General features: G+C 65.6%; 25 protein-coding genes. 9 read left to right on the forward strand and 16 right to left on the reverse strand.

Features of this window, described 5'->3' with window-relative positions:
* Positions 1-118: 118 nt before the first annotated feature.
* Positions 119-877 (reverse strand): Tat pathway signal protein, encoded by a 759-nt coding sequence (locus tag BCO18175_RS00270; RefSeq protein WP_174979556.1) that lies wholly within the window; start codon positions 875-877, stop codon positions 119-121.
* A gap of 31 nt (positions 878-908) precedes the next feature.
* Positions 909-1730 carry a hypothetical protein gene (locus BCO18175_RS00275; RefSeq protein ID WP_174911293.1) on the reverse strand — a complete coding sequence of 274 codons (822 nt, stop codon included), beginning with the start codon at positions 1728-1730 and terminating at the stop codon, positions 909-911.
* Between the two features lie 407 nt (positions 1731-2137).
* Here BCO18175_RS00275 and BCO18175_RS00280 point away from each other — a divergent pair, with 407 nt between their 5' ends.
* Positions 2138-2461, forward strand: a complete 324-nt coding sequence (locus BCO18175_RS00280) for a cupin domain-containing protein (protein ID WP_174978884.1) — start codon at positions 2138-2140, stop codon at positions 2459-2461.
* 128 nt (positions 2462-2589) lie between these two features.
* Positions 2590-3315, forward strand: a complete 726-nt coding sequence (locus BCO18175_RS00285) for a glutathione S-transferase (protein ID WP_174978885.1) — start codon at positions 2590-2592, stop codon at positions 3313-3315.
* Between the two features lie 50 nt (positions 3316-3365).
* Here BCO18175_RS00285 and BCO18175_RS00290 read toward each other — a convergent pair whose 3' ends face one another.
* Both BCO18175_RS00290 and BCO18175_RS00295 read right to left on the reverse strand, forming a co-directional pair.
* Entirely contained in the window at positions 3366-3764 is a 399-nt protein-coding gene (locus tag BCO18175_RS00290; RefSeq protein WP_174978886.1) for a DUF4440 domain-containing protein, read from the reverse strand.
* A gap of 15 nt (positions 3765-3779) precedes the next feature.
* Entirely contained in the window at positions 3780-5165 is a 1386-nt protein-coding gene (locus BCO18175_RS00295; protein WP_174978887.1) for an MFS transporter, read from the reverse strand.
* Positions 5166-5353: 188 nt separating this feature from the next.
* On the opposite strand from BCO18175_RS00295, the gene BCO18175_RS00300 reads away from it, so the two are divergent.
* Positions 5354-6268, forward strand: a complete 915-nt coding sequence (locus BCO18175_RS00300) for a LysR family transcriptional regulator (RefSeq protein ID WP_174978888.1) — start codon at positions 5354-5356, stop codon at positions 6266-6268.
* Positions 6269-6364: 96 nt separating this feature from the next.
* Here the strand turns inward: BCO18175_RS00300 and BCO18175_RS00305 are convergent, their stop codons facing one another.
* From BCO18175_RS00305 to BCO18175_RS00325, 5 genes are all read right to left on the reverse strand, one after another.
* Positions 6365-7897, reverse strand: a complete 1533-nt coding sequence (locus BCO18175_RS00305) for an amino acid permease (protein ID WP_174978889.1) — start codon at positions 7895-7897, stop codon at positions 6365-6367.
* Positions 7898-8000: 103 nt separating this feature from the next.
* Complete coding sequence (locus tag BCO18175_RS00310) at positions 8001-8465, reverse strand: Lrp/AsnC family transcriptional regulator (RefSeq protein ID WP_011355736.1); 465 nt, start codon at positions 8463-8465, stop codon at positions 8001-8003.
* A gap of 98 nt (positions 8466-8563) precedes the next feature.
* Positions 8564-9322 (reverse strand): dimethylarginine dimethylaminohydrolase family protein, encoded by a 759-nt coding sequence (locus BCO18175_RS00315; RefSeq protein WP_174978890.1) that lies wholly within the window; start codon positions 9320-9322, stop codon positions 8564-8566.
* Positions 9323-9531: 209 nt separating this feature from the next.
* On the reverse strand, positions 9532-10782 hold the full coding sequence (locus tag BCO18175_RS00320) for a DUF1479 domain-containing protein (protein WP_174978891.1): 1251 nt from the start codon (positions 10780-10782) through the stop codon (positions 9532-9534).
* Positions 10783-10892: 110 nt separating this feature from the next.
* On the reverse strand, positions 10893-11282 hold the full coding sequence (locus BCO18175_RS00325) for a VOC family protein (protein ID WP_174978892.1): 390 nt from the start codon (positions 11280-11282) through the stop codon (positions 10893-10895).
* 72 nt (positions 11283-11354) lie between these two features.
* Between BCO18175_RS00325 and BCO18175_RS00330 the strand changes: the two genes are divergently transcribed.
* A complete protein-coding gene (locus BCO18175_RS00330) occupies positions 11355-12332 on the forward strand; it encodes a helix-turn-helix domain-containing protein (RefSeq protein WP_174978893.1) in 978 nt (325 codons plus the stop codon).
* A 90-nt stretch (positions 12333-12422) separates the two neighbouring features.
* Here BCO18175_RS00330 and gltA read toward each other — a convergent pair whose 3' ends face one another.
* The 7 genes from gltA to BCO18175_RS00365 form a co-directional block, all read right to left on the reverse strand.
* The gene (gltA, locus tag BCO18175_RS00335; protein WP_174911326.1) at positions 12423-13724 is read right to left on the reverse strand and encodes a citrate synthase; all 1302 of its coding nucleotides are present in this window, start codon (positions 13722-13724) and stop codon (positions 12423-12425) included.
* Between the two features lie 53 nt (positions 13725-13777).
* Entirely contained in the window at positions 13778-14050 is a 273-nt protein-coding gene (locus BCO18175_RS00340; RefSeq protein WP_011355742.1) for a succinate dehydrogenase assembly factor 2, read from the reverse strand.
* A gap of 7 nt (positions 14051-14057) precedes the next feature.
* Positions 14058-14759, reverse strand: coding sequence for a succinate dehydrogenase iron-sulfur subunit (locus BCO18175_RS00345; RefSeq protein WP_011355743.1), 702 nt, complete (start codon positions 14757-14759; stop codon positions 14058-14060).
* A gap of 21 nt (positions 14760-14780) precedes the next feature.
* Positions 14781-16559 carry a succinate dehydrogenase flavoprotein subunit gene (sdhA, locus tag BCO18175_RS00350; protein ID WP_174978894.1) on the reverse strand — a complete coding sequence of 593 codons (1779 nt, stop codon included), beginning with the start codon at positions 16557-16559 and terminating at the stop codon, positions 14781-14783.
* Positions 16560-16562: 3 nt separating this feature from the next.
* A complete protein-coding gene (gene sdhD / locus BCO18175_RS00355) occupies positions 16563-16931 on the reverse strand; it encodes a succinate dehydrogenase, hydrophobic membrane anchor protein (protein ID WP_011355745.1) in 369 nt (122 codons plus the stop codon).
* Positions 16932-16935: 4 nt separating this feature from the next.
* Positions 16936-17352, reverse strand: coding sequence for a succinate dehydrogenase, cytochrome b556 subunit (sdhC, locus tag BCO18175_RS00360; protein ID WP_034185792.1), 417 nt, complete (start codon positions 17350-17352; stop codon positions 16936-16938).
* Between the two features lie 170 nt (positions 17353-17522).
* A complete protein-coding gene (locus BCO18175_RS00365; RefSeq protein WP_174979558.1) occupies positions 17523-18347 on the reverse strand; it encodes a GntR family transcriptional regulator in 825 nt (274 codons plus the stop codon).
* Between the two features lie 289 nt (positions 18348-18636).
* On the opposite strand from BCO18175_RS00365, the gene BCO18175_RS00370 reads away from it, so the two are divergent.
* The 5 genes from BCO18175_RS00370 to acnA all read left to right on the forward strand — a co-directional run bounded on the left by BCO18175_RS00370 (position 18637) and on the right by acnA (position 25805).
* A complete protein-coding gene (locus tag BCO18175_RS00370) occupies positions 18637-19623 on the forward strand; it encodes a malate dehydrogenase (protein ID WP_011355748.1) in 987 nt (328 codons plus the stop codon).
* A gap of 184 nt (positions 19624-19807) precedes the next feature.
* Positions 19808-20815: an HpcH/HpaI aldolase/citrate lyase family protein gene (locus tag BCO18175_RS00375; protein WP_174971000.1), complete on the forward strand. Its 1008-nt coding sequence runs from the start codon at positions 19808-19810 to the stop codon at positions 20813-20815.
* Between the two features lie 230 nt (positions 20816-21045).
* Entirely contained in the window at positions 21046-21561 is a 516-nt protein-coding gene (locus BCO18175_RS00380; protein WP_174978895.1) for a hypothetical protein, read from the forward strand.
* A gap of 22 nt (positions 21562-21583) precedes the next feature.
* A complete protein-coding gene (locus BCO18175_RS00385; RefSeq protein ID WP_174978896.1) occupies positions 21584-23035 on the forward strand; it encodes a bifunctional 2-methylcitrate dehydratase/aconitate hydratase in 1452 nt (483 codons plus the stop codon).
* Between the two features lie 52 nt (positions 23036-23087).
* Complete coding sequence (acnA, locus tag BCO18175_RS00390) at positions 23088-25805, forward strand: aconitate hydratase AcnA (protein WP_174978897.1); 2718 nt, start codon at positions 23088-23090, stop codon at positions 25803-25805.
* The last annotated feature ends 27 nt before the right edge of the window (positions 25806-25832 follow it).

Consider the following 25832-nt stretch of genomic DNA (forward strand, 5'->3'; position numbering starts at 1 on the left):
ATTAAAAACAGTGGTTTGGCTGGTAGTGCCAATACCTGTATCGGCATTACCAGCCAAACGGGCGCGCGCGATCCCGCGTAATGCGATTGCGGATCGCGCACGCCGATGCCTCGCGGCTTCAGCCGTTCGGGTACTCGCGATTGATCAGGTCGAGCCGCAGCATGCCGAGTTGCACGCCCGCGTTGCTCATCAGGTAGAGATCGCGCCGCCGCAACGCCGGCATCAGCGCCGACGTATCGTAGAGCGACGGCAGCGTGAGGCCGGCCGGCACGGCGGCCTGCATCCCTGCCGCAATCGACACGCGCACGGCGATCGACGCCTGATCCGAATGCGTGACGACGCCGACCTTCCCCAGCGCCGCAGTGGAGCCGGCCTGCTTGACGATCGCGGCGGCGACGCCGTCGGGCGTCGGTATCGGGCTGCCGGCAGCCAGGACCGGGGTCGCGATCGACGTCACGCCGGCCGTCAGTCCGTACTTCGCCGCGAGCACGCTCGCGACTTCCTGCTGCGCGAAGATCGGGGCCGGGACCTTCTGGCGAAGCTGGAACACGGTGTCGGCAATCGCCTCGTTCACGGGGCCAGGCACCGGCGCAGCACCCGATGCCCCTGCGCGACTGCCAAAGCCGAACGCGGCAATCGTATTGATCGCGGCGGCGGCGACGGTCGGTGGCGTCCACGAGAAAAACGTGTCGAAAAGGTAGCCGGTTTCGTCAGTGGCGGTCGCGCGGTCGTTCAGTTCGTTCGTCAGCTTGCCGAGCATCTGGCGCTGCAATTCCGCATCGGAAACGGGGGCGTCGCCGGCAAAGGCGGCGGTAACGGCCGCAGACGAAGCGGCGAGCAACGAAGTGGAAGCCAGGAAATGGCGGCGGGTCGTCATGGTCATGAGAGTCGAGTGTGAGCGGAAGGCGTCAGCCCTTCGGGAACGCTTGCATCGTCGCGGTCACCGCGCGGCCAAGCATCTGCGCATACATGTCGTGCACGAGATAGAGGCTGCGGTTGCGCGTCCACGGCTGGCCCGATTGCGGGTCGTACGTCGTCGGCAGCGACACCTCGGCCACCGCTGCCGCCTTCATGCCCGCCTGCTGCGAGGTCTGGATGCAGCGCTTCGCGTGGTCGCGGTGGCCGACCACCGCGACGGTGCCCATCGCGGCCGCGCCGCCCGCGCGCGACACGGCCACGGCCGCGACGCCAGCCGTGCTCAGGTACACGATCGAGCCGTCGCTCGCGATTACCGGCTCGACCGACGACAGCACGTCCGCGCCCATCCCGTACTTCGACACGAGAAAGCGTGCAATCTCCCACTGCGCGTAGACCTTGACCGGTTTCAGCTGGCGAATGCGGTACACGGCATCCGCGAGCGCTTCGTTGACGGGCCCCGGGTCGGGCAGCGCGGACTGGTTGCCACCGGTGCTCGACGTATTGCCGCTTGCCGCGTTCGGACGATTGCCGAAGCTGTACGCGACGATCGCGCCGATCTGCGCGGCCGGCACCGTCGGCAGGTCCCACGTGAAACCGACATCGGTCAGCGCCGGCACGAGCGCGTTGACCGTCGCCGCGTCGCCGAGCTGCGCGTTGAGCTTCGCGGACATCTGCGCGGCCAGCGCCGCATCGGTGACGGGTGCCGACGTGACGTCGTCGCCGCCGCATGCGCTCAACAACGGCGCCACCGCAACCGCGGGCGCGGCAGCCAGGAATTTTCTGCGTAAAGAAGCCGACGGGTTCAGATTCATGAGAAATACGAAATGATGCGAGCAACGCCGGCAGCCGGTCACGGCGTTGCAAATCGCGGGTTCACGGGAAACGACAACCGGACGCGTCGCACGGTTGGGCGATGGATGTCAGGGCCGGCGCTCGAATCGGATCGCTGCGCATCGGTCGATCGACGATGCGGGATCGTAGTGGGCGTTTATTAAACCGCGGTGAACCTGTCGATCGAATGCGGACGATCGTCGCGCCGTTTCATCGATGGACGCGTGCGTTTCATCCATGGCGAGCGTGCACCTCAGATGTTTCATCGGTGGTGAGAGACTCGATTCGCCAGCTTCGTCGGGCGCTGAACGTCGCGCTCCTTATTTCGAGATACGATGGTGCAACGCGCATGCCCAAGCCCCCACGATCCGGATCCGGAGCCCCCGCCATGAAGCTCGGCCTGAACGAATCGATCGCCCGCCTCGACGAAGCAGGCACGCTGTTCACGACGCTGTTTCGCCACGGTACGCTCGACATCGAGCTGTACCGGCCGCGCTTCGAGGACAAGCAGAAGCCGCATACGCGCGACGAGGTCTACGTGATCGCCACCGGCTCGTCGCGCTTCGTCGTCGACGGACGCGAATGCGAAGTCGCGACGGGTGACGTGCTGTTCGTCCCGGCGCGCGCCGAGCACCGTTTCATCGGCTTCTCCGACGACTTCTCGACCTGGGTGTTCTTCTACGGCCCCGAAGGCGGCGAGCACGACGCGTAGCGCGCGATGCGCGCGGCACTTTTCCTGCGATCGCCTAGACTGTCTATTCGCAGCGGGCGGCACGCGACGCGCAGCCGCCCGGTCGTCACGATGCCTGTGGCAGCCGGTTCAACGAACGGGAAAACAGCATGCGATACGAACTGTATTACTGGCCCGAGATCCAGGGCCGAGGCGAGTACGTGCGGCTCGCACTTGAAGCAGCCGAAGCCGACTATGTCGACGTCGCGCGTGAATCGGGGCGCGGCATGGGCGTGCCGGCAATGATGCGCATGATGGACAGCACGAAGGCGGAATGCGTGCCGTTCGCGCCGCCGTTCCTGAAAGCCGGCGACCTGGTGGTCGGGCAGACCGCGAACATCCTGCTGTTTCTCGGCACTCGGCTGGGGCTCGCGCCCGGCGACGAAGCCGGCCGGCTGTGGGTGCACCAGCTTCAGTTGACCGTCGCCGATTTCGTCACCGAGATCCACGACACGCATCATCCGATCGCAAGCGGCCTCTACTACGAGGATCAGCAGGCAGAAGCCGCCGAGCGCGCGGCGGATTTCCTGGAAAACCGATTGCCGAAATTCCTCGGTTACTTCGAGCGGGTACTCGACCAGAATCCGCACAAGAGCGGCTACCTCGCCGGCAACGCACTCAGCTATGCGGACCTGTCGCTGTTCCAGTTGATCGAGGGCCTGCGCTACGCGTTTCCGAAAGCGATGAAGCGGGCGGAGCGGAAGATCCCGGCGCTGGTCGCACTGCACGACCGCGTCGCGCTGCATCCGCCGGTCGCGCTCTATCTCGAGTCGGAGCGCCGCATCCCGTTCAACGACATGGGCATCTTCCGGCACTATCCGGAGCTGGACAAGTAACGCCGGCACGGCATCCGCGCCGCTTCATGCGAGGCCGCGGATACCGTCGCTCATGCGGCGACCGGTGTCTCGTGCAAATGACGCCACACGATCAGCCCATCCACCTCGCGCCGGAACACGACCGTCGAGCGCCGCACCGTGCGCCGCCCGTGCGCGTCGGTCTGCGTCTCGCGATAGCCGATCGTCGCGCCATCGGACCACACGGCCAGCCCGCGCAATTCATCGATATCGATCACCAGCCCCGGACGTGCGCCGTGTCCATGTGAAAACAACGCATCGACGCCCGCGTAATCGAGCACCGTACCCGACATCGTGATCATCGAGAATCCCGGCGAGAAGCGCGCCAACAGCGGCGCGAGCCGCTCGGGGCCGGCACGTCCGGACAACCAGCACTCGATGTCGACGATGGTATCGACGACTTCCTTGAAATACGGATTCGGCAGATTCATAAGGCTCTCAGGTTCTCAGGAATGGGATGAAGCGGGTTGCGCGACCGGCGCATGGTGGGCGGGAAGCCGCGCGATCAGGCCGAGCGGCAGTAACGTCAGCAGGATCGCCAGCCCGAAGCACCAGCGGTACGGTGCGAGCGAAGGGCCGCCTGCGTCGAACGCCAGCAACGCATTGAGCGCGCTGCCGAGCACGGCCACGCCAATGCAAAAACTCAGCTGTCGGTTGATGTTCCACAGCGCGCTCGCGTCGCCCATCCGGTCGGCCGGCACATCGACGAACGCCGCGCTTTGCGACGTGCTCGTGCACAGGCTCGCGCCGAACCCCATTGCCGCGAACGCCGCGATGCGCACGGCTTCGACGCTCGCCCACGGCGTCGCGAGCAGTGTGATGCCGACACAATCGATCGCGATGCCGCACGCGAACAGCGGCTTCGCACCGTGGCGCGGAAAGCAGCGGCGCGTGGTCGCGATCGCGAAGAACGCCGCGATCGCCCACGGCAACATCAACGCGCCGGCATGCGCGGCGCTCAATCCGAGCGCGTTCTGCAGATAGAGCGACGCGACGAGGTTGACGCCCGTAAAGATGCCCGGCACGCACAGATAGACCACCACGCCGATCCTCAGCAGCGGCTGTGCGAGCAGGCGCAGGTCGACCACCGGCGCCATGGCCCGACGCGCATGCGCCGCATAGCCGGCGCCTGCCGCGACGGCCACCACCAGCATCGCGAGCGGGAATGCCACACCGCCGGGCTGCCCCGCGGCGGTCAGCCCAAGCAGCAACGCGACGAGCGCCACCGCACTCAGCCCAAGTCCCGGCCAGTCGAGCCGCGGCGGCCGGTCGCGCGCGCCGTCGCCCGGCAGCCACGCGAACGCGAGCGCGCAGGTCGCGGCAGCGATCGGCAACATCGCGAAGAAGATCGCGCGCCACGACCCGCGATCGACGATTGCACCGCCGATCGCAGGCGACAACGCGGGCACGAGCAGCGCGACCATCATCACGACCGACGTGAGCCGCGCCCGCGCCTGCGGCGGATACGCACGATAGGCCATCGTCTGCCCGACCGGAATCAGCAGCCCGCCGCCGAGCCCCTGGACCAGCCGCCAGGCGAGCAACGCTTCGATCGACGACGCCGCGCCGACACCGGCACTGCCGAGCCCGAACAGCAGCAACGATGCGGCGAACACGCGCCGCTCGCCGCAGCGGCGCGCGAGCCACGTGCCGAACGGAATCACGACGGTCAGGCCGAGCACATACGTGTTGCCGACCCACGCAAGCTGCGCGACCGATGCGTGCAATTCGCGCTGCAGTGCCGGATACGCGGCGTTCAGCATGAACATGTTCGCGAGATCGATCGCGAAGCCGAGCAGGTAGACGGCGGCAATTCTGGAGCGGTCTGGCATGGCAGCGGAAACATCACGAAACGCCGCAGTGTAGAAGCCGGCAGCCGCATCGGTAAGCGGCCGGATTCGACGAGTCTCGTCGAATTTTTTTGACAATCGGATCACGCCACGACAACGCACCGCACGCGGCGGCACATTCGGGTACCCTTCGAGCGATCCAACGCATAGACAGGACCCACGCCCCAACCATGGTGAGCCTCGATCGTTTCGCCGTCTTCCGTGCCGTGGTCGAAGCCGGTTCGTTCACGGCCGCCGCAACCGCGCTGAACCAGGCGCGTGCGGCCGTCAGTTTCAACGTGAAGCAACTCGAAGCCGAGCTCGGCGTCACGCTGCTCACGCGGACGACCCGGCGTGTCGAGCTGACCGACGCCGGTGAGCGCTTCTACCAGCGCTGCCTGCGCGTGCTCGACGAAGCCGAAGGCGCGATCGACGAGGTACGCGGCGAGCATGGCGGAATGCACGGCAATCTGCGCGTGACGTCGACGGTCGAATATGCGGCGCGCGTCCTCGCACCGATACTGCATGCGTTCACCGCGCAGCATCCCGCGTTACGCGTGCGGCTCGAAACGCATACGTCGCAGGCCGATCTCGTACGCGACCGCTTCGACGTCGCGATCCGGCTCGGACGTCATGAGCACTTTCGCGACCTGCCCTATCGAGGCGTCTGCCTCGCCACCTACGACGTGCTCGCCGTGATGGCGCCCGACCTGCCGGCGAAGGCCGGACTCCCGCAACCGGCGTCGCCCGCCGATCTGGCCCGCCTGCCGCAGCTCGGCCACAGCCGGCTCGAGCGGATTGCCGAATGGCCGCTCACCGATCGCGCGGGCAACGAACATGCGTTTCGACCGGGCACGAAGCCTCGCGTCGTCGTCGACAATGCATCGGTGTTGAGTGAACTCGCGCGCCAGGGCAGCGGCGTCGCGCTGCTGCCCGAATGGCTCGTGCGCGACGATCTCGACAGCGGCGTACTGGTCGATGCACTGCCCGCTTACCGGTTTCCGCAGCAGAACGTCTACGCGCTGTACGTCGCGACGCGGCACGTGCCGCAGAAAGTGCGTGCATGGGTGGATTTCATGAAGGCGCAGCTGCAGCAGGTGCACTGAGCGCGGCTTGCGTGCGTCACCGCGCGCAGGCCGCCGCATCGGAGCCGGCCGTGCGATACAACCGGCTCCCGTTACCGCGCTTTCGGTGCCGGGCAGTCAGTGCGGCTGCCCGTGCTGCGTGACCGTCGCATCGACGGCCTCGACCGAGCGCGTCAGCCACGGCCCGATGTCCATCTCCTCGTAGCGCACGAGCCGGCTCTTGCGCGCGCGGCGATACGCCCACCAGATCGCGACGAACAGCGGAATCCACACGTAGATCGACAGCACTTCCATCCAGTCGATGCGGGCCGCGAAGAACGCCTGGTAATCCTGCCCAAGCGAGATCACGATACAGATCGCGATCGCGAACAGCGGCCCGAACGGAAACCATTTCGCGCGGTACGGCAGTTGATCGAGCCGGTAGCCCTGCTTCAGGAACCCCTTGCGGAACCGGTAATGGCAGACCGCGATGCCGAGCCACGCGATGAAGCCCGTAATGCCGACCGTATTCAGCAGCCACAAATAGATGCCCTGGTTGTTGGTCAGCGACGTGAGAAAGCACAGCCCGCCGACGGCCATCGTCGCGTACAGCGCATTGCGCGGCACGCCGCCCGGCGACAGCGTCGCGAACATCGCCGGCGCGCGCCCTTCCGACGCGAGGTTGTACAGCATCCGCGTCGCCGCATAGGTGCCGGAATTGCCGGCCGACAGCACGGCCGTCAGGATCACGAGATTCATTGCACCGGCCGCGAGGCGGAAACCCGCGTGGCTGAACACCAGCGTGAACGGGCTCACGCCGATGTCGGTCACGTCGCTCTTCAGCAGGTTCGGGTCGGTGTACGGCACCAGCAGGCCGATCACGAAGATCGCGAACACGTAGAACAGCATGATCCGCCAGAAGATCTGCTTCACCGCGCGCGGGATCGTCTTGCGCGGGTTTTCCGATTCGCCAGCGGTGATCCCGACCAGCTCGGTGCCGAGAAACGAGAAGCCCGCGATCAGCGCGACGCTCATCATCGCGTGCACGCCGCCGACGAACGGCGCGTCGCCCGTCGTGAAGTTGCGCAAGCCGACCGGATGCCCGTTCCCGATCAGGCCGGCAGCGATCAGCAGCCCGGCCGCGATGAACGCGACCACGGTGACGACCTTGATCAGCGAGAACCAGTATTCCGATTCGCCGAAGCCGCGCACCGACAGCGTGTTCAGCAGGAAGATCAGCACGAGGAAGCCCGCGCCCCACCAGATGCCGGGCACGGTCGGAAACCAGTAGCGCATCACGATCTGTGCGGCGACCAGTTCTATCGCGATCGTCACCGCCCAGCTGTACCAGTAGGTCCAGCCGAGCGCGACGCCGAATCCTTCGTCGACGTACTTCTCGCCGTAGATCGCAAACGAGCCCGATACCGGCATCAGCGCGGCCATTTCACCAAGGCCCGTGACGACGAAGTACACCATCAATCCGATCGCGATATACGCGGCGATCGCACCGCCCGGCCCCGCCTGTGCGACCGACGCGCCCGATGCAACGAACAGCCCCGTGCCGATCGAGCCGCCGATCGCGATCATCGCGATGTGGCGGCCCTGCAGACGGCGCTTCAGCGTCGTTCCGGACGGCGCGGCCGTCTCCGCTGCCGCTTGCAAAGCATCCATAGTGTTCACCCTGATTGTGATTCGAGCCGGACGATTTGATTCGGAATGCAAATCGTCAGGCCCGGTCATTCGCGTCGAATCCGGCCCTTCCCGGCCGGCCGCATCACACGACGCTGCGCTTGATCGCCTGCAGTTCGGCCGTCGTCACGATCTTCTCGATCCGGAACCGCGGACTTTCCAGCCACACGTTCGCGATCCGCCGGTACTCGTCGAGATCCTCGCACGCGAGCCGCACGAGAAAATCGAACGTGCCGCTCACGAGCCAGCAATCGAGCACGGCCGGATTCGCACGCATTTCGTCCTCGAACGGCGCCTGCGAACGCCCGTGGTCGGCCAGCGTGATCTGCGCGATCACGACGATCGGCTTGGTCGCGCGCGGCGCCTTGATCACCGCGCGGTACCCTTCGATCACGCCGAGCGCCTCGAGCCGCTCCACGCGCGCCTGGCACGGCCGCGGTGTGAGGTTCACGAGCTCCGACAGCTTCCGGTAGGAAATCCGCCCGTCGGTGCGCAGGATGTCGAGGATCCGGAGATCGATCTTGTCGAGCTGCATCTTCTTGTCGGTCATCCGCGTTCGCTCCGGTCGGGTCGTGGCTGGTGCGCGGAACGTCTGCTGTTCCGCGCGGGGGCCACATTATCCGGCCGAAGCGGCCGCGCGCCAATCGGCTAGAACCGCAGCGACAGGCAGGTCAGGCCGCCGTCCATCTTGCGGAACTCGCTCGTGTCGATCACGTGCAGCGGCAGCCCGAGCGACGCGATCGCGTCGTGCACGCGCGGGTAGCCGGCCGGCGTGATCAGCGTGCCGTTCACCCGCAGCGTGTTGCCCGCGTATTCGTCGGCGGCCGAGATCGAGATCCGGCGATAGTCGGCGAAGGCCGGATGCGCGGCCAGCGCTTCGGTCACGAGCAGCGTGTCGTCGCCGAGCGCGTTGACGACCGACTTGAGATGCAGGCCCGCGCCCACCGGCACCGCGACGACCGAATAGCCGTAGCGCGACACCAGCGATTCGAACGCGGCGATGCCTTCGGCGTCGGTTCGGCCCGTCAGGCCGATGTAGAAGCGCTTGCCGACCTGCATCACGTCGCCGCCGTCGAGACGGCCTTCCTGCATCGGCAGCAGGTCGCGATGCGCGGCCAGCGCCGCTTCGATGTGCACCGTCTCGCCGCGACGCGCGGGCGCACCGGGGCGCGTGATCACCGCGAATTCCGGCGTCACGACCGCGGTGTCCTCGACGAAGTGCGAATCGGGGAACGCCTCCAGCGGCGGCAGCTCGGTCAGCTCGACGCCGAGCGTGCGCAGCGCGTCGCAGTATGCGTGGAACTGCGTGAGCGTCTTGTCGTAGTCCGGCGCGCCGAGTTCGGCGGTGGTCAGGCCCGCGCCACAGGACGGCGCGGGGCGGCGAACGATCGCTTGCGTGAATTGCATCGACTCCTCCATGGTCAGCGCCACACCCGTGCGACACACGGGGCGGCTGCGTTGTGTCCGGACCATTATCGGAAGCCAATTTGCGCAATTCGCGTCGATTTCGGCTGCGCCGACAGCCGATTGCGTCGAATTGCACGCGGCACGCAGCGGATTCGGCAGACGGCCGCTCACCGCCTGGCAAACGGCTGCCTGCGCATGCGGCGCAGCTGCTACACGCCCGGCCCGAACCCCATCTGCAAACGGCCGAGCGCCGTGAGATCGCCCTCCCCGCCGCGTCCGTCGAATTCGACCTCGAAGTGATCGGCCGGGAAATCGGGCGGGCTCTCGCCGCGCAAGAACGCAGCCCGCTGGCGCTGCAGGTACGCGTCGTTCTTCGCGCAACCGGGCGCGGCCGCGATGTACATCACGTTACTGTCGCCGCTGCCGCCGTGTGCATCCTCGACCGCGTGCACGACGTCGCCGTGCCAGAACACCGCGTCGCCCGGCTCCATGTGCGGGATTGGCACCAGCGCGTCGAGCAGCAGCGCGTGCCATTCGGGCCGGATCGACAGCGCGCGGCCCGGACGCGCGCCGCACAGGTCATCGTCGGCGACATCGTCCTGCAGCGCGCGCAGCACGACATAGGCCATCGCGTTCGCGACCGGAATCAACTGCAGCGTGCCGTCGCCGGGCCCCTGCGGCGTGAGCGCGGTCCAGCCCTGGAACGTGCGGAACATCGAGCACACGGCCGGCGACGGAATCTCCTCGACGTCCGGACGGAACGCCGCATCGAACGGGTCGTAATCGCGCCAGCGGCCGGCGAGCACGTGACGGTAGACCTGGCGGAAATTCGCGCCGAGCCAGCGTTCGACGGAACCGCCGTCGACATGCGGTGACAGCCCGAGCGACGTCGAGCCGGGCGGGCGGCGACGAATCCGGTCGGCATAGGCCGGCACCTGATCGGGATCGAAGTGCATGCGCCCGCCGTCCGCGTGCCGCCACAGGCGGTTCAGGAACACGCGCGCCTGGGTCAGTGCCGGCGACTGGCGCGCAGCCACCTGCGGCTTCGACCAGTAGACGCCGTAGATCTGCGGCTTGCCCGATGCGAGGTTGCCGAAATAGCGGTCCTCGGCGCGTGCGTGCAGCCGATCGGCGAAGCGGTTCGCGTCCAGGTACGTGCCGATCTCGTCGTTCCAGTCGCGCGCCTGCTGCGCATCGAATACGCCACGAATTACGACGGCGCCATGCGTGCGGATCGCGGCAACCGCTTGCGGATCGACGGTCCCGCCCGCGATATCCGCGAACGGCACCACCGGAATGACGTCATGGCCATGCGCATGCGCGCGGCGGATCGCGTCGACCTGCCGCGCGATATCGCCCTCCAGCTCGCGGAACGTGGCCGCATAACCGGGCAGGTCGGCGCGCAGCACCCTTTTTGCCTCGCGAATCGCGGCAGGCAGGTCGTCAATCGTCAGTTGCATCGTGGTCTCCTCGCTGACAGGTGTCGTGATGTGCTGTCAGCGTACGGCCGGTGCGCGACCGCCTTCGCCACTATCCGGCCAACTATCGATACAATTCTGACAACCGTGCGTCACGCCGGACGATGGCAGACCACGCACAGCTTGTTGCCGTCCGGGTCACGGAAATACGCGCCGTAGTAGTCGCGGTGATAGTCCGGCCGCAAGCCCGGCGGCCCTTCGCAGGTACCGCCGTGGCGCAGCGCGAGCGCGTGGCAGCGATCGACGTGTGCGCGTGTCGACGCATCGAACGCGATCGTGTGGCCATTGCCCGGTTCGGGCGCGCGGCCGTCGAGCGGCTGGCCGAAGAAGAACAGCGGCCGGTCGGCGTCGGCCGGCATCCAGCCCGACCAGCCGTCCGGCTCGCGGAATTTCAGGCGCAGCCCGAGTTCCGCGAACAGCGGCGCGTAGAAATCGTAGGCGCGCGCGGTGTCGGTCACACCCACGCAAACATGTGAAAACATGGCATCGCTCCGTTGTGACGATCGCTCACGATCATGCCACGGCGCGATGCCCGCCCTCACCCGGAGGCCGCGATGAAGCCGCAGTACGAGCATGTGACGTTCGCCCCCGGCTGTTCGATCCGCGTCTATCACCGCCAGCTCGCCCGCATCCCGTTCGAATGGCATCGCCATCCCGAATACGAACTGACGCTGACGCTCAACAGCCGCGGCCGGCGCTTCATCGGCGATCACGTCGCCCACTACGCGGACGACGACCTGGTGCTCGTGCCGCCCAACCTGCCGCATACCTGGTCGTCGAATGCCCGCATCGATCGCGAGGCGCCCGAAGTCGCGCTCGTCATCTGGTTCGACGGCGACTGGGTGCGGCGGCTGGCCGACTGTTGCCCCGAATACGCGCCGCTGCGCTCGCTGCTGCGGCGAGCCGCACCGGGCCTGCGCTTCGACATGGATGCGGCCCGCGCGATGCGCGCACGGCTGCCGCAATTGCTCGATCCGTCGCCGCGCACACGGCTCGCGGCCGCGCTCGACACCCTCGCCGATCTCGCGGAAGCCGGCGGCGAACCGCTCGCCACCGCGCACGCGTACGACCGTGCCGACGGCACGACACCGCCCGCCGACACGGCCGCCCCCGAAGCCGAACGCCTCGACCGTGTGCTCGACGCGATCGACCGGCACTTCCACGAACCGCTGCGCATCGACACGCTCGCCGCCACCGCGCACATGTCCGAACGCACGCTGCAGCGCCTGTTCGTCCGGCATCTCGGCGCAAGCGTCGGCCGCTACGTGCAGCGGCTGCGGCTCGCGCACGCGTGCCGTCATCTCGTCGGCACCGACTGGCCGATCGCGACCGTGGCCGCGCGCTGCGGTATTCCGAATGCCGCGAACTTCAATCGCCAGTTTCTTGCCGCACGCGGGATGACACCCGGCGCATACCGGCAGTTCTTCGTGCAGCACGGGCACGCGCCTGACAACGACGCGCCCGAACTCGACACACGCCCGCCTTCGCTGGAGCACCGCGCCGGCGCGGGCCAACCTCGGTCGCACAAATGAAAACACCCCGACGGGATGACCCGTCGGGGTGTCGTGGCGTTGCGATCGCCCGACGCGAGCGGCCTGCCGGCCGTTCGCGCGGCGCACGACTTAACGTGCGTTGAGCGGCTTCGCTTCGCGCGGCGTATCGCCGATGAACAGCTGACGCGGACGGCCGATCTTCTGTTCCGGATCGCCGATCATTTCGTTCCACTGTGCAATCCAGCCGACCGTACGTGCCATCGCGAAGATACACGTGAACATCGACGTCGGGATGCCCAGCGCGCGCTGGACGATGCCCGAGTAGAAGTCGACGTTCGGGTACAGCTTGCGCGACACGAAGTACTCGTCTTCCAGCGCGATCTTCTCGAGCTGCATCGCGAGCTTGAACAGCGGGTCGTCGTGCAGGCCCAGTTCGTTCAGCACTTCGTAGCACGTTTCGCGCATCAGCTTCGCACGCGGGTCGTAGTTCTTGTACACGCGGTGACCGAAGCCCATCAGCTTCACGCCCGAATTCTTGTCCTTCACCTGCTTGATGAATTCGGGGATGTTGTCCGGCGAACCGATCTGCTCGAGCATGTTCAGCGCGGCTTCGTTCGCACCACCGTGCGCCGGGCCCCACAGACATGCGATACCGGCAGCGATACAGGCGAACGGGTTCGCGCCCGACGAGCCGGCCAGGCGGACGGTCGACGTCGATGCGTTCTGCTCGTGGTCGGCATGCAGGATCAGGATACGGTCGAGTGCGCGGACGAGCACGTCGTTGACCTTGTACTCTTCGCACGGGTTCGAGAACATCATGTGCATGAAGTTCGCGCTGTACGACAGTTCGTTCTTCGGATAGACGAACGGCTGACCGATGCTGAACTTGTACGCCATCGCGACGAGCGTCGGCAGCTTCGCGATCATGCGGATCGCCGACACTTCACGGTGACGCGGATCGTTGATGTCGAGCGAGTCGTGGTAGAACGCGGACAGCGCGCCGACTGCGGCAACCAGCACCGCCATCGGGTGCGCGTCGCGGCGGAAGCCACGGAAGAAGAAGTGCATCTGCTCGTGCACCATCGTGTGCTTCGTGACGGTGTCGACGAATTCCTTCTTCTGCGCTGCGTTCGGCAGTTCACCCTTCAGCAGCAGGTAGCAGCTTTCGAGGAAGTCCGCGTTTTGCGCGAGGTTGTCGATCGGGTAGCCGCGGTACAGCAGTTCGCCCTTGTCGCCGTCGATGTACGTGATCGCCGAATTACAAGCTGCCGTCGACATGAAACCCGGGTCGTATGTGAACTTGCCGGTCTGGCCGTACAGCTTGCGGATGTCGATTACGTCCGGGCCCAACGTGCCCTTGTAGATCGGCAGTTCGACGCTCGGCGAATTGTCGCTGAACGATAGCGTGGCTTTAACATCAGACGGAGTCATGGCACATCCTCAATCGAAATAAAGAAACGGGATTCGATAACGGGCGTAACGCGTTACACGTTGCGCAGCATCTCCAACAGCCGGTGAATGTCCGGGCTGTCTAGGTCGCCTTCTGGTTCCTTGCGCGCGAGGAGCAAGTCCATCAGGTCGTTGTCGCTCAGATCGAGCAGGCGCGACAACGCGCCTACGTCTGCATCGGTGAGGTCATGCTCGTATCTGCTGAAGAAACGCTCGAAAATGATGTCGTTCTCCAGCAGACCCCGCCGCGCACGCCAGCGGAGGCGTGCGCGACGGTGCGGGTCGGATTGATGCGAATCGTCGCTCATCTCGACCTTAAACCGCGCGGCGGACCATCAGTTCCTTGATCTTGCCGATCGCCTTCGTCGGGTTCAGGCCCTTCGGGCAAACGTCGACGCAGTTCATGATCGTGTGGCAACGGAACAGACGGTACGGGTCTTCCAGGTTGTCGAGACGCTCGCCGGTGGCCGTGTCGCGGCTATCCGCGATGAAGCGGTAAGCCTGCAGCAGGCCGGCCGGGCCGACGAACTTGTCCGGGTTCCACCAGAAGCTCGGGCACGACGTCGAGCAGCTCGCGCACAGAATGCACTCGTACACGCCGTCGAGCTCGTCGCGCTCTTCCGGCGACTGGAGGCGTTCCTTCTCCGGCGGCGGCGCGTCGTTGATCAGGTACGGCTTGATCGAGTGGTACTGGTTGAAGAAGTGCGTCATGTCGACGATCAGGTCACGCACGACGGGCAGGCCCGGCAGCGGACGCAGCACGATCTTCTGCGGCAGGTCGTTCAGGTTCGTCAGGCACGCGAGACCGTTCTTGCCGTTGATGTTCATCGCGTCCGAACCGCACACGCCTTCACGGCACGAACGGCGGAACGACAACGTCTCGTCCACTGCCTTCAGCTTCACCAGTGCGTCGAGCAGCATGCGCTCGTGCTCGAGCTCGAGTTCGTACGTCTGCATGCGCGGCGCTGCGTCCTTGTCCGGATCGTAGCGGTAGACTTCAAAAATGCGTTTTGCCATTTCGGATTCCTTTGACTCGGCTTAGAACGTGCGCGGCTTCGGCGGCACGGATTCGACCGTCAGCGGCTTCATTTGAACCGGCTTGTAGTCGAGGCGATCGCCTTCGCTGTACCACAGCGTGTGGCGCAGCCAGTTTTCGTCGTCGCGGTGTTCGTAGTCGCTGTGTGCGTGTGCGCCGCGGCTTTCCTTGCGTGCTTCCGCCGACACCATCGTGGCGCGGGCCACTTCGATCAGGTTCTCCAGCTCGAGCGCTTCGACGCGCGCGGTGTTGAACACCTTCGACTTGTCCTTCAGGTGGATGTTTTCCACGCGTGCCGCCAGGCCGGCCATCTGCTCGACGCCTTCCTTCAGCAGCGCCGACGTGCGGAACACGCCTGCGTGCTTCTGCATCGTCGCGCGGATGTCGTTCGCGACGTCCTGCGTGTATTCGCCCGAGGTCGACTTGTCGAGCTTCGCCAGGCGCGCCAGCGAGAATTCGCCTGCATCGGCCGGCAGCGGCTTGTGATCGCGCTGGTTCTTCACGTGCTCGACGATGTGGTTGCCGGCCGCACGGCCGAACACCACGAGGTCCAGCAGCGAGTTCGTGCCGAGGCGGTTCGCGCCGTGCACGGACACGCACGAGCATTCGCCCACTGCGTAGAAGCCGTTGACCGGATCCTTGTGACCGCCGCGCGTCGTGCCGACGACCTGACCGTGGATGTTGGTCGGGATGCCGCCCATCTGGTAGTGGATCGTCGGGACGACCGGGATCGGTTCCTTGATCGCGTCGACGTTCGCGAACTTCAGCGCGATTTCGCGGATCGACGGCAGACGCTTCATGATCGTCTCGGCGCCGATGTGCGACAGGTCGAGCAGCACGTGATCCTTGTTCGGACCCACGCCGCGGCCTTCCTTGATTTCCTGGTCCATCGAACGCGACACGAAGTCACGCGGCGCCAGATCCTTCAGCGTCGGCGCGTAGCGCTCCATGAAACGCTCGCCGTTCGCGTTGCGCAGGATACCGCCTTCGCCGCGCACGCCTTCGGTGATCAGCACGCCCGCGCCGGCCACGCCGGTCGGGTGGAACTGCCAGAACTCCATGTCCTGCAGCGCGATGCCCGAACGCGCGGCCATGCCGAGGCCGTCGCCGGTGTTGATGAACGCGTTGGTCGATGCCGCGAAGATCCGGCCTGCGCCGCCCGTCGCGAACAGCGTGGTCTTGCCTTCCATGATGTAGACGTCACCCGTCTCCATCTCGAGGGCCGTCACGCCGAGCACGTCGCCTTCCGCGTCGCGGATCAGGTCGAGCGCCATCCATTCGACGAAGAACTGCGTCTTCGCTTCGACGTTCTGCTGGTACAGCGTGTGCAGCAGCGCGTGACCGGTACGGTCGGCGGCCGCGCATGCGCGCTGGACCGGCTTCTCGCCGTAGTTCGCGGTGTGGCCGCCGAACGGGCGCTGGTAGATCGTGCCGTCCGCGTTACGGTCGAACGGCATGCCGAAGTGCTCGAGTTCGTACACGACGTTCGGCGCTTCACGGCACATGAATTCGATCGCGTCCTGGTCGCCGAGCCAGTCGGAGCCCTTGATCGTGTCGTAGAAGTGGAAGTGCCAGTTGTCTTCGCTCATGTTGCCGAGCGACGCACCGATACCGCCCTGCGCGGCCACCGTGTGCGAACGGGTCGGGAACACCTTCGACAGCACGCCGACCGACAGGCCCGCGCGCGACAGTTGCAGCGCTGCGCGCAAGCCGGAGCCGCCCGCGCCGACGATCACCACGTCGAACTTGCGACGCGGGAGGTTAGTTTTGATTGCAGCCATTCTTTACACTCTCCAGAGAATCTGCGCGGCATAGCCCGCACATGCGAGCAGCCAGACGATGGTCAGCGATTGCAGCAGCAGGCGCACACCGACGGGCTTCACGTAGTCCATCCAGATGTCGCGCACGCCGACCCATGCGTGGTAGAAGAGGGAAAGCAGCATCACGAAGGTTGCGAGCTTCATCCATTGCGCGGCGAAGATCGATGCCCAGCCTTCGTACGAGAAATCGTGCGCGCCGAAGAACAGGACGAGCAGAATGACCGTGTAGACCGCCATGATCGTGGCGGTGATGCGCTGCGCAAGCCAGTCGCGCAGGCCGTAGTGAGCGCCGACGACGAGGCGCTTCGAGCCGATTCGGTTATTGGCTGCCATTTTCTTAGAATGCTCCGAACAGTTTGAGTGCCATGGCGATCGTCAGGGCGATCGAGACGACAAAGACGACGACTGCCGTCCGCTTGCCGCCTTCCTTCGTGACGGCGTCGTGGTTGACGTCCATCAGCAGGTGGCGAATGCCGGCGCAGAAATGGTGGAAGAAGGCCCACGACAGTGCGAGGACGATCAGCTTGACGATGATGTTGGAGAGGAAAGCCTTGAAGACTTCGAAGCTGAGCTCGGACGTGAGGCTCTGGTCGAAGAGGAACAGCAGGAACGGCAGGAACAAGAACAGCAGCGCGCCGCTGACTCGATGGAGAATCGACAATATCGCTGCCAGCGGCATGCGATATTTCATCGTGATATCGCCGAATCCGATGTTCCGGTATTCCGGCCTCGGCTTTCTTACTGCATCAGTCATGCTAGACCCCTACTATGTTGTCACACTAATCCGCGATTTTAGCGCCTTTTTATATCGCGCTGCAGCGAAAGTCTGCTCTGGATAGTTGCGCGAACAAGAACAAAGGCGGCCCGAAACGTGCTTCGCGAACGTGGGGAACGCGAACGCACTCGGCTTGAGCCGATACACCGTCAACTCAAGTCATTCTGATAGTAGTACCCGGTTGTGACATACCAGCCGCGACGCACTTCCACCGGCCGGTCTCCGTATGTATAGGACACGCGCTCGACCGACAGCAATGGGAAACCCGCCGGCACGTGCAGCAGGTCGGCTACCGCCGGCTCCGCCGCGACCGCGCGGATCTTCTCCGTCGCGCGGATCATCCGCGTGCCGAACTCCGTCTCGAACATCGCGTAGAGCGGCCCCTTGTACTCGCTCAGCCGCTCGAACGTGAGCCCGCGGAACATCGCGCCCGGCAGCCAGATCTCGTCGAGCACCGTCACTTCGTTCTCGAACTCCAGCAGGCGGCGCACCTGCACGACGGGATCGGCCGGCTTCAGGTCGAGCTGCCGCGCGATCTCGGCCGGCGCGCGCAGGCGACGGCATTCGAGCAGGCGGCTCACGTGCGGATGCTCGGCACCGTCGTCGGCCAGCAGCCGCAGGAAGCGGAACTGCGCGCGATCTTCATTGTGCGTTGCAACAAAAGTGCCCTTGCCCTGCCGCCGGACCACGAGGTTTTCGGCGGCCAGCTCGTCGATCGCCTTGCGGACGGTGCCCTGGCTGACCTTGTAGCGGGCCGCGAGCTCCACCTCGCTCGGAATGATCTCGCCCGGCTTCCACTCACCGGTTTCGAGACTTTGCGTGATTAATGACTTAATCTGCTGGTATAACGGGCTGAACGTCGGCGACGGAGCAGCCGCAGGCGAAGATGCGGGATCGCTCGCGCCCGGCTGCCCTGGGCTGCCTGCGCCGTTCTGATTCGCGGTATTCGCCTGGTTCGATGTCATGGCGCGCATTTCATCACAAACCGCACTTTTTCGTCCACTCAAATTCCGCAAAACATCTGTCTTATATAAGACATATGATACCGTTTGACTTTGCGCGTGACGGCTCCTACACTCCGGGTCGAGCAAGGGTTCGCGGGTGCAAAAGCGCGTCCCCGGCTACGTGCCACGGCCGTCTCCAGGTTCACCGCGTCTGCCATCGCGAGTCCTCCGCCCTGCTTCAATGCAACGCTACGCACAACGCGCATAGAATGGCGTTTTCGCTAGCGTCCAACGCTTCACCCCGTCCTGGAGATTTTCAATGGCTAAGCCCGCAAAGCGCGTTGCCGTCACCGGCGCCGCAGGTCAAATCGCTTACTCCCTGCTGTTCCGCATCGCGAACGGCGACCTGCTCGGCAAGGACCAGCCGGTCATCCTGCAACTGCTCGACCTCCCGCAAGCCCAAGGCGCCGTCAAAGGCGTCGTGATGGAACTCGACGATTGCGCGTTCCCGCTGCTGTCGGGCGTCGTGATCACCGACGATCCGAAGGTCGCATTCAAGGATGCCGACGTCGCACTGCTGGTCGGCGCACGTCCGCGCTCGAAGGGCATGGAGCGCAAGGACCTGCTGTCGGCAAACGCCGAAATCTTCACGGTTCAGGGCGCTGCGCTGAACGAAGTCGCGAGCCGCGACGTGAAGGTGCTGGTCGTCGGCAACCCGGCGAACACGAACGCATACATCGCGATGAAGTCGGCACCGGATCTGCCGAAGAAGAACTTCACGGCCATGCTGCGCCTCGACCACAACCGCGCGCTGTCGCAGCTCGCAGCGAAGTCGGGCAAGCCGGTCGCATCGATCGAGAAGCTCGCCGTGTGGGGCAACCACTCGCCGACGATGTACCCCGACTTCCGCTTCGCGACCGCCGAAGGCGAATCGCTGCTGAAGCTGATCAACGACGACGTGTGGAACCGCGACACGTTCATCCCGACCGTCGGCAAGCGCGGCGCGGCGATCATCGAAGCGCGCGGCCTGTCGTCGGCAGCGTCGGCAGCGAACGCGGCGATCGACCACGTGCGTGACTGGGTCCTCGGCACGAACGGCAAGTGGGTCACGATGGGCATCCCGTCGGACGGCTCGTACGGCATCCCCGAAGACATCATCTACGGCGTGCCGGTCGTTTGCGAAAACGGCGAGTACAAGCGCATCGAAGGCCTGGAAATCGACGCGTTCTCGCGCGAGAAGATGGACGGCACGCTGGCCGAGCTGCTCGAAGAGCGCGATGGCGTCGCCCACCTGCTGAAGAACTAAGCATCACGCGTATCGCCGGGCGGCCCTCGGGCAGCCCGGTTTCGGCCCGGGCCGGCACGCCGCCGGCCCGGCCGACCGATCCGATCCGCGCACGTTTTGCCGCCCCGCGCTTGCCGCGCACCGGCCCAGAACGCGCCCGAATCCGATTTTCTCCACGTTGACCCGTTTCCCTGACGTAGACGAGATGGCCGCGCTCACTCCTGCACAAGTGCTGTACGACGGGGCGTCCCCGCCCGCGATCCTGCCCTGCTGTGATCACTACGCGGGCAGCGAAAAGCTGATGCGCAAGTCGCTCGCGCTACAGGCCGAGCTGGGCCCCGTGTTCGACATCACGCTCGACTGCGAAGACGGCGCGGCCGTCGGCCAGGAAGCCGCGCACGCCGCACTCGTCACCGACCTGCTCGGCAGCGACGAGAACCGCTTCGGCCGCGTCGGCGTCCGCATCCACGACTTTTCCCATCCGCATTGGCGCGACGACGTGCGCATCGTGCTGCGTGCGGCGCGCGCCCCCGCCTACATCACGCTCCCGAAGATCGCGAGTGCCGCCGACGCGGCCGAAATGGCCGCGTTCATCGAAGGCACGCGCCGCGAGCTCGGCATCGCGCAGCCGATTCCCGTCGACGTGCTGGTCGAGACGCACGGCGCGCTCGCGCACGCGGCCGCCCTCGCCGCGCTGCCGACGGTCGGCACGCTGAGCTTCGGGCTGATGGATTTCGTCTCCGCGCACCATGGCGCGATTCCCGATTCCGCGATGCGCTCGCCCGGCCAGTTCGAGCATCCGCTCGTGCGCCGCGCGAAGCTGGAAATCGCCGCGGCCTGCCACGCGCACGGCAAGACGCCGTCGCACAACGTGACGACCGAGGTGCGCGACATGAGCGTCGTCGCCGCCGATGCACGCCGCGCGCGCGACGAATTCGCGTTCACGCGGATGTGGAGCATCCACCCCGCGCAGGTCCGCCCGATCGTCGACGCATTCGCGCCCCGCACCGACGAGGTCGAGCTGGCCGCCGAGATCCTGCTGGCCGCGCAGGCCGCCGACTGGGGGCCGACGCGCCACGGTGATACGCTGCACGATCGCGCGAGTTACCGGTATTACTGGTCGGTGCTGCGCCGCGCGCAGGCCACCGGCCAGCCCGTACCGGCCGAGGCCGCGCCGCTGTTCGGGCCGGCCGCCGCGGGCAGCGCGCCGTAAGCGCGCGCCGCCGGCCGATACACGAGTTTCATGCAATCGACGACGCGCGAACCGGGTAGAGGTTTGCGAAACGACAAAAAACGTAACGGAGCCTGAAAACCTGATATGTACGTGGCCAAATAGGTGAAAATAGCGGCCGCTGCGCGCTCTCGGGGCGCGTGCAGTTTCAAACCGGCCGGCAGCTTCGATTGCCGGCCCTTGTCAACTGATTATCGAAAGGTTCTGACTCCATGAAGAAACTCCTGATCGCTACCGCCATCGGCGCCTTGTCCGCCACGATGCTGGTGTCGGCTCCGAGCGCGTTTGCCCAGGGTACGACCACGACGACCGCGAAGAAGGCGACGGCCAAGCGCCCGGCGCCGGCCAAGCGCATCATCCCGCGCAGCAAGAAGGCACAGGCGCGTGCCGCAGCCAAGGTCGATACGGTGCCGGAAGGCGCGGTCAAGTGGTCCTGCAAGGAAGGTCTGTCGTTCGACCTCGCCGGCGACATGAAGCGCGACCAGGTCGTCACGGTTCACTGGGCGAAGAAGAACTACAAGCTGCCGCGTCAGGCCACGACGACGGGCGCCGACACGTTCTACGATCCGGCAGCAGGCTTCAAGCTGGTCGTGATCCCGACCAAGGCGATGCTGTTCTCCGACGCGAATGGCGGCGAACGCCTCGCGGACGAATGCGTGACGCCGGAAATGGCGCAAGGCACGCCGGCACCGACGCAGTCGAACGAGCTGAAGCCGGCAACGAACTAAGCGCGTTTCCATCGGCCCCTCGATGTCCGCCCCGGTCTCCAACGTCCGCCCTGCTCCGGATACGGTACTCGTCGATATCGTCGACTACGTGCTGAATGCCGGCATCGACAGCGCGCTCGCGCTGGAGACGGCGCGTCATTGCCTGATCGACACGCTCGGATGCGGACTCGAGGCGCTGTCCTACCCTGCCTGCACCAAGCTGCTCGGCCCCGTCGTGCCCGGTACGATCGTGCCGAACGGCGCGAAGGTGCCCGGCACGTCCTTCCAGCTCGATCCCGTCCAGGCCGCGTTCGGCATCGGCGCGATGATCCGCTGGCTGGACTTCAACGACACCTGGCTCGCCGCCGAATGGGGTCATCCGTCCGACAATCTCGGCGGCATCCTGGCGACGGCCGACTGGCTCTCCCGCACGGCCGTCGCGGCCGGCCGGAAGCCGCTCACGATGCGCGACGTGCTGGTCGCGATGATCCAGGCCCACGAGATCCAGGGCTGCCTCGCACTCGAGAATTCGTTCAACGCGGTCGGGCTCGACCACGTGCTGCTCGTGAAGGTCGCATCGACGGCTGTCGTCGGCCGGCTGCTCGGGCTCACGCGCGACGAGCTGATCAATGCGGTGTCCAACGCGTTCGTCGACGGCCAGGCGCTGCGCACCTACCGTCACGCACCGAACACGGGCTCGCGCAAATCATGGGCGGCCGGCGATGCAACGTCCCGCGCGGTGCGCCTCGCGCTGATCGCGAAAACGGGTGAAATGGGCTACCCGTCCGCGCTCACCGCCAAGACCTGGGGCTTCTACGACGTGCTGTTCGACGGCAAGCCGTTCCGCTTCCAGCGCCCGTACGGCACGTACGTGATGGAAAACGTGCTGTTCAAGATCGCGTTCCCCGCCGAATTTCACGCGCAAACGGCCGCCGAAGCCGCGCTGCAGCTGCACGCGCAGCTCGCCGCCGCAGGCCGCACGACCGACGACATCAGCCGGATCACGATCCGCACGCACGCGGCGGCGATCCGCATCATCGACAAGCAGGGCCCGCTCGCCAATCCGGCCGACCGCGACCACTGCATCCAGTACATGGTCGCCGTGCCGCTGCTGTACGGCCGGCTGACAGCGGCCGACTACGAAGATTCGGCCGCCGCCGATCCCCGCATCGACGCGCTGCGCGCGAAGACCGTATGCGTCGAGGATCCGCAGTTCACGAAGGATTACCACGACCCGGACAAGCGCTCGATCGCGAATGCACTGACGATCGAGTTCACGGACGGGTCGACGCTTGCCGAGGTGGCGGTCGAATACCCGCTCGGCCACCGGCGGCGCCGGGCCGAAAGCGTTCCGCTGCTGGTCGAGAAGTTCAGGACCAACCTTGCCCGCCGCTTTCCGGCCAAGCAGCAACAAGCGATTCTCGACGTGTCGCTGGACCAGGCAAAGCTCGAAGCGATGCCGGTCGATCAGTACGTCGATCTGTATGTGATATAGCCGTCATCTACAGGACACGTTGTTTCCTAGCCTTAAACCCAGGAAAATCACCATGGCCCACAATCTCCACAAGACCCTCAAGGAATTCGACAGCGGTTCCGGCAAAGGCAAGTTCTACTCGCTGCCGCACCTCGGCAAGGAGCTGAAGACGAAGATCGAACGCCTGCCGGTGTCGATCCGTATCGTGCTCGAGTCCGTGCTGCGCAACTACGACGGCAAGAAAATCACCGAAGAGCACATCGAGCAGCTCGCGAACTGGAAGCCGACCGCGAAGCGCGTCGACGAGATTCCGTTCGTGGTGTCGCGCGTCGTGCTGCAGGATTTCACGGGCGTGCCGCTGCTCGCCGACATCGCGGCCATGCGCGGCGTCGCCGAGCGTACGGGCAAGAACCCGAAGAAGATCGAGCCGCTGGTCCCGGTCGATCTCGTCGTCGATCACTCGGTGCAGATCGACTACTTCCGCCAGAAGGACGCGCTCGACCTGAACATGAAACTGGAATTCCAGCGCAACAACGAGCGCTACCAGTTCATGAAGTGGGGCATGCAGGCATTCGACACGTTCAAGGTCGTGCCGCCGGGCGTCGGCATCGTCCACCAGGTGAACCTCGAATACCTCGCGCGCGGCGTCCACAAGAAAGCGGACGGCGGCGACACCGTGTACTACCCGGATACCCTCGTCGGCACCGACAGCCACACGACGATGATCAACGGCATCGGCGTGGTCGGCTGGGGCGTGGGCGGCATCGAGGCAGAAGCCGGCATGCTCGGCCAGCCGGTGTACTTCCTGACGCCGGACGTCGTCGGCGTCGAGCTGAAGGGCAAGCTGCGCGAAGGCGTGACGGCCACCGACCTGGTGCTGACGATCACCGAAATGCTGCGCAAGGAGAAGGTCGTCGGCAAGTTCGTCGAGTTCTTCGGCGAAGGCACGAAGTCGCTGTCGCTGCCGGACCGCGCCACGATCGGCAACATGGCGCCGGAATACGGCGCGACGATGGGCTTCTTCCCAGTCGACGAAAAGACGATCGACTACTTCGAAGGCACGGGCCGCACGAAGGCGGAAATTGCCGCGTTCGAAAACTACTTCAAGGCGCAGAAGCTGTTCGGCATCCCGAAGGCCGGCGACATCGACTACACGAAGGTCGTGACGCTGGATCTCGCGACGGTCGCCCCGTCGCTGGCTGGCCCGAAGCGCCCGCAGGACCGCATCGAGATCGGCAACGTCAAGTCGACGTTCACCGACCTGTTCTCGAAGCCGGTCGCGGAAAACGGCTTCGCGAAGAAGGCGGACGACCTGGCCACGCAATACACGACGAGCAACGGCGTCGACGTGAAGAACGGCGACGTGCTGATCGCCGCGATCACGTCGTGCACGAACACGTCGAACCCGAGCGTGCTGCTGGCCGCCGGCCTGCTCGCGAAGAAGGCCGTCGAAGCCGGCCTCACGGTCGATCCGAAGATCAAGACCTCGCTCGCGCCGGGATCGCGCATCGTCACCGAGTACCTGACGAAGACGGGCCTGCTGCCCTACCTGTCGAAGCTCGGCTTCGAAGTCGCGGCCTACGGCTGCACGACCTGTATCGGCAACGCGGGCGACCTGACGCCGGAGCTGAACGAAGCGATCACGAAGAACGACATCGTCGCGGCAGCCGTGCTGTCGGGCAACCGTAACTTCGAAGCGCGTATCCACCCGAACATCCGTGCGAACTTCCTCGCATCGCCGCCGCTGGTCGTCGCCTACGCGATCGCCGGCAACATCACGCGCGACCTGATGACGGAACCGGTCGGCAAGGGCAAGGGCGGCCGCGACATCTACCTCGGCGACATCTGGCCGACGAGCGAAGAAATCCACGCGCTGCTCAAGTTCGCACTCGATCCGAAGAAGTTCGAGGACAACTACTCGAAGCTGACCAAGAAGGGCGACCTCTGGAGCAAGATCGAGGGCGAATCGGGCCAGGTCTACGACTGGCCGAAGTCGACCTACATCGCCGAGCCGCCGTTCTTCGGCAACGACTTCTCGATGGAACCGGCTGCATCGATCCCGACGGTCAAGGGCGCGCGCGCACTCGGCATCTTCGGTGACTCGGTCACGACCGACCACATCAGCCCGGCAGGCTCGATCAAGGAAGACTCGCCGGCAGGCAAGTGGCTGAAGGAAAACGGCGTGCAGAAGGCCGACTTCAACAGCTACGGCTCGCGCCGCGGCAACCACGACGTGATGATGCGCGGCACGTTCGCGAACGTCCGGATCAAGAACCTGATGATCCCGGCGAAGGAAGACGGCTCGCGCGTCGAAGGCGGCCTGACGATCCACCAGCCGAGCGGTGAACAGCAGTCGATCTACGACGCGGCGATGCAATATGTCGGCGCCGATACGCCGACCGTCGTGTTCGCGGGCGAAGAGTACGGCACGGGCTCGTCGCGCGACTGGGCCGCGAAGGGCACGCAACTGCTCGGCGTGAAGGCCGTGATCGCACGCAGCTTCGAGCGCATCCACCGCTCGAACCTGGTCGGCATGGGCGTGCTGCCGTTGCAGTTCAAGGGCTCGGACAGCATCCAGTCGCTCGGCATCACCGGCGACGAAACGTATGACATCGAAGGCCTCGGCGACGACTTCAAGCCGCAGCAGGACGTCACGCTGGTGATCAACCGCAAGAACGGCGAATCGCAGCGCGTGCAGGTGCTGCTGCGCATCGATACGCCGATCGAAGTCGACTACTACAAGCACGGCGGTATCCTGCCGTTCGTGCTGCGCTCGCTGCTCGCAGCGTAAGCGCCCTGCTTTTGCAGGTGCCGCAGC

Source organism: Burkholderia lata (genome assembly GCF_902499335.1).
Lineage (GTDB): Bacteria > Pseudomonadota > Gammaproteobacteria > Burkholderiales > Burkholderiaceae > Burkholderia > Burkholderia lata_B.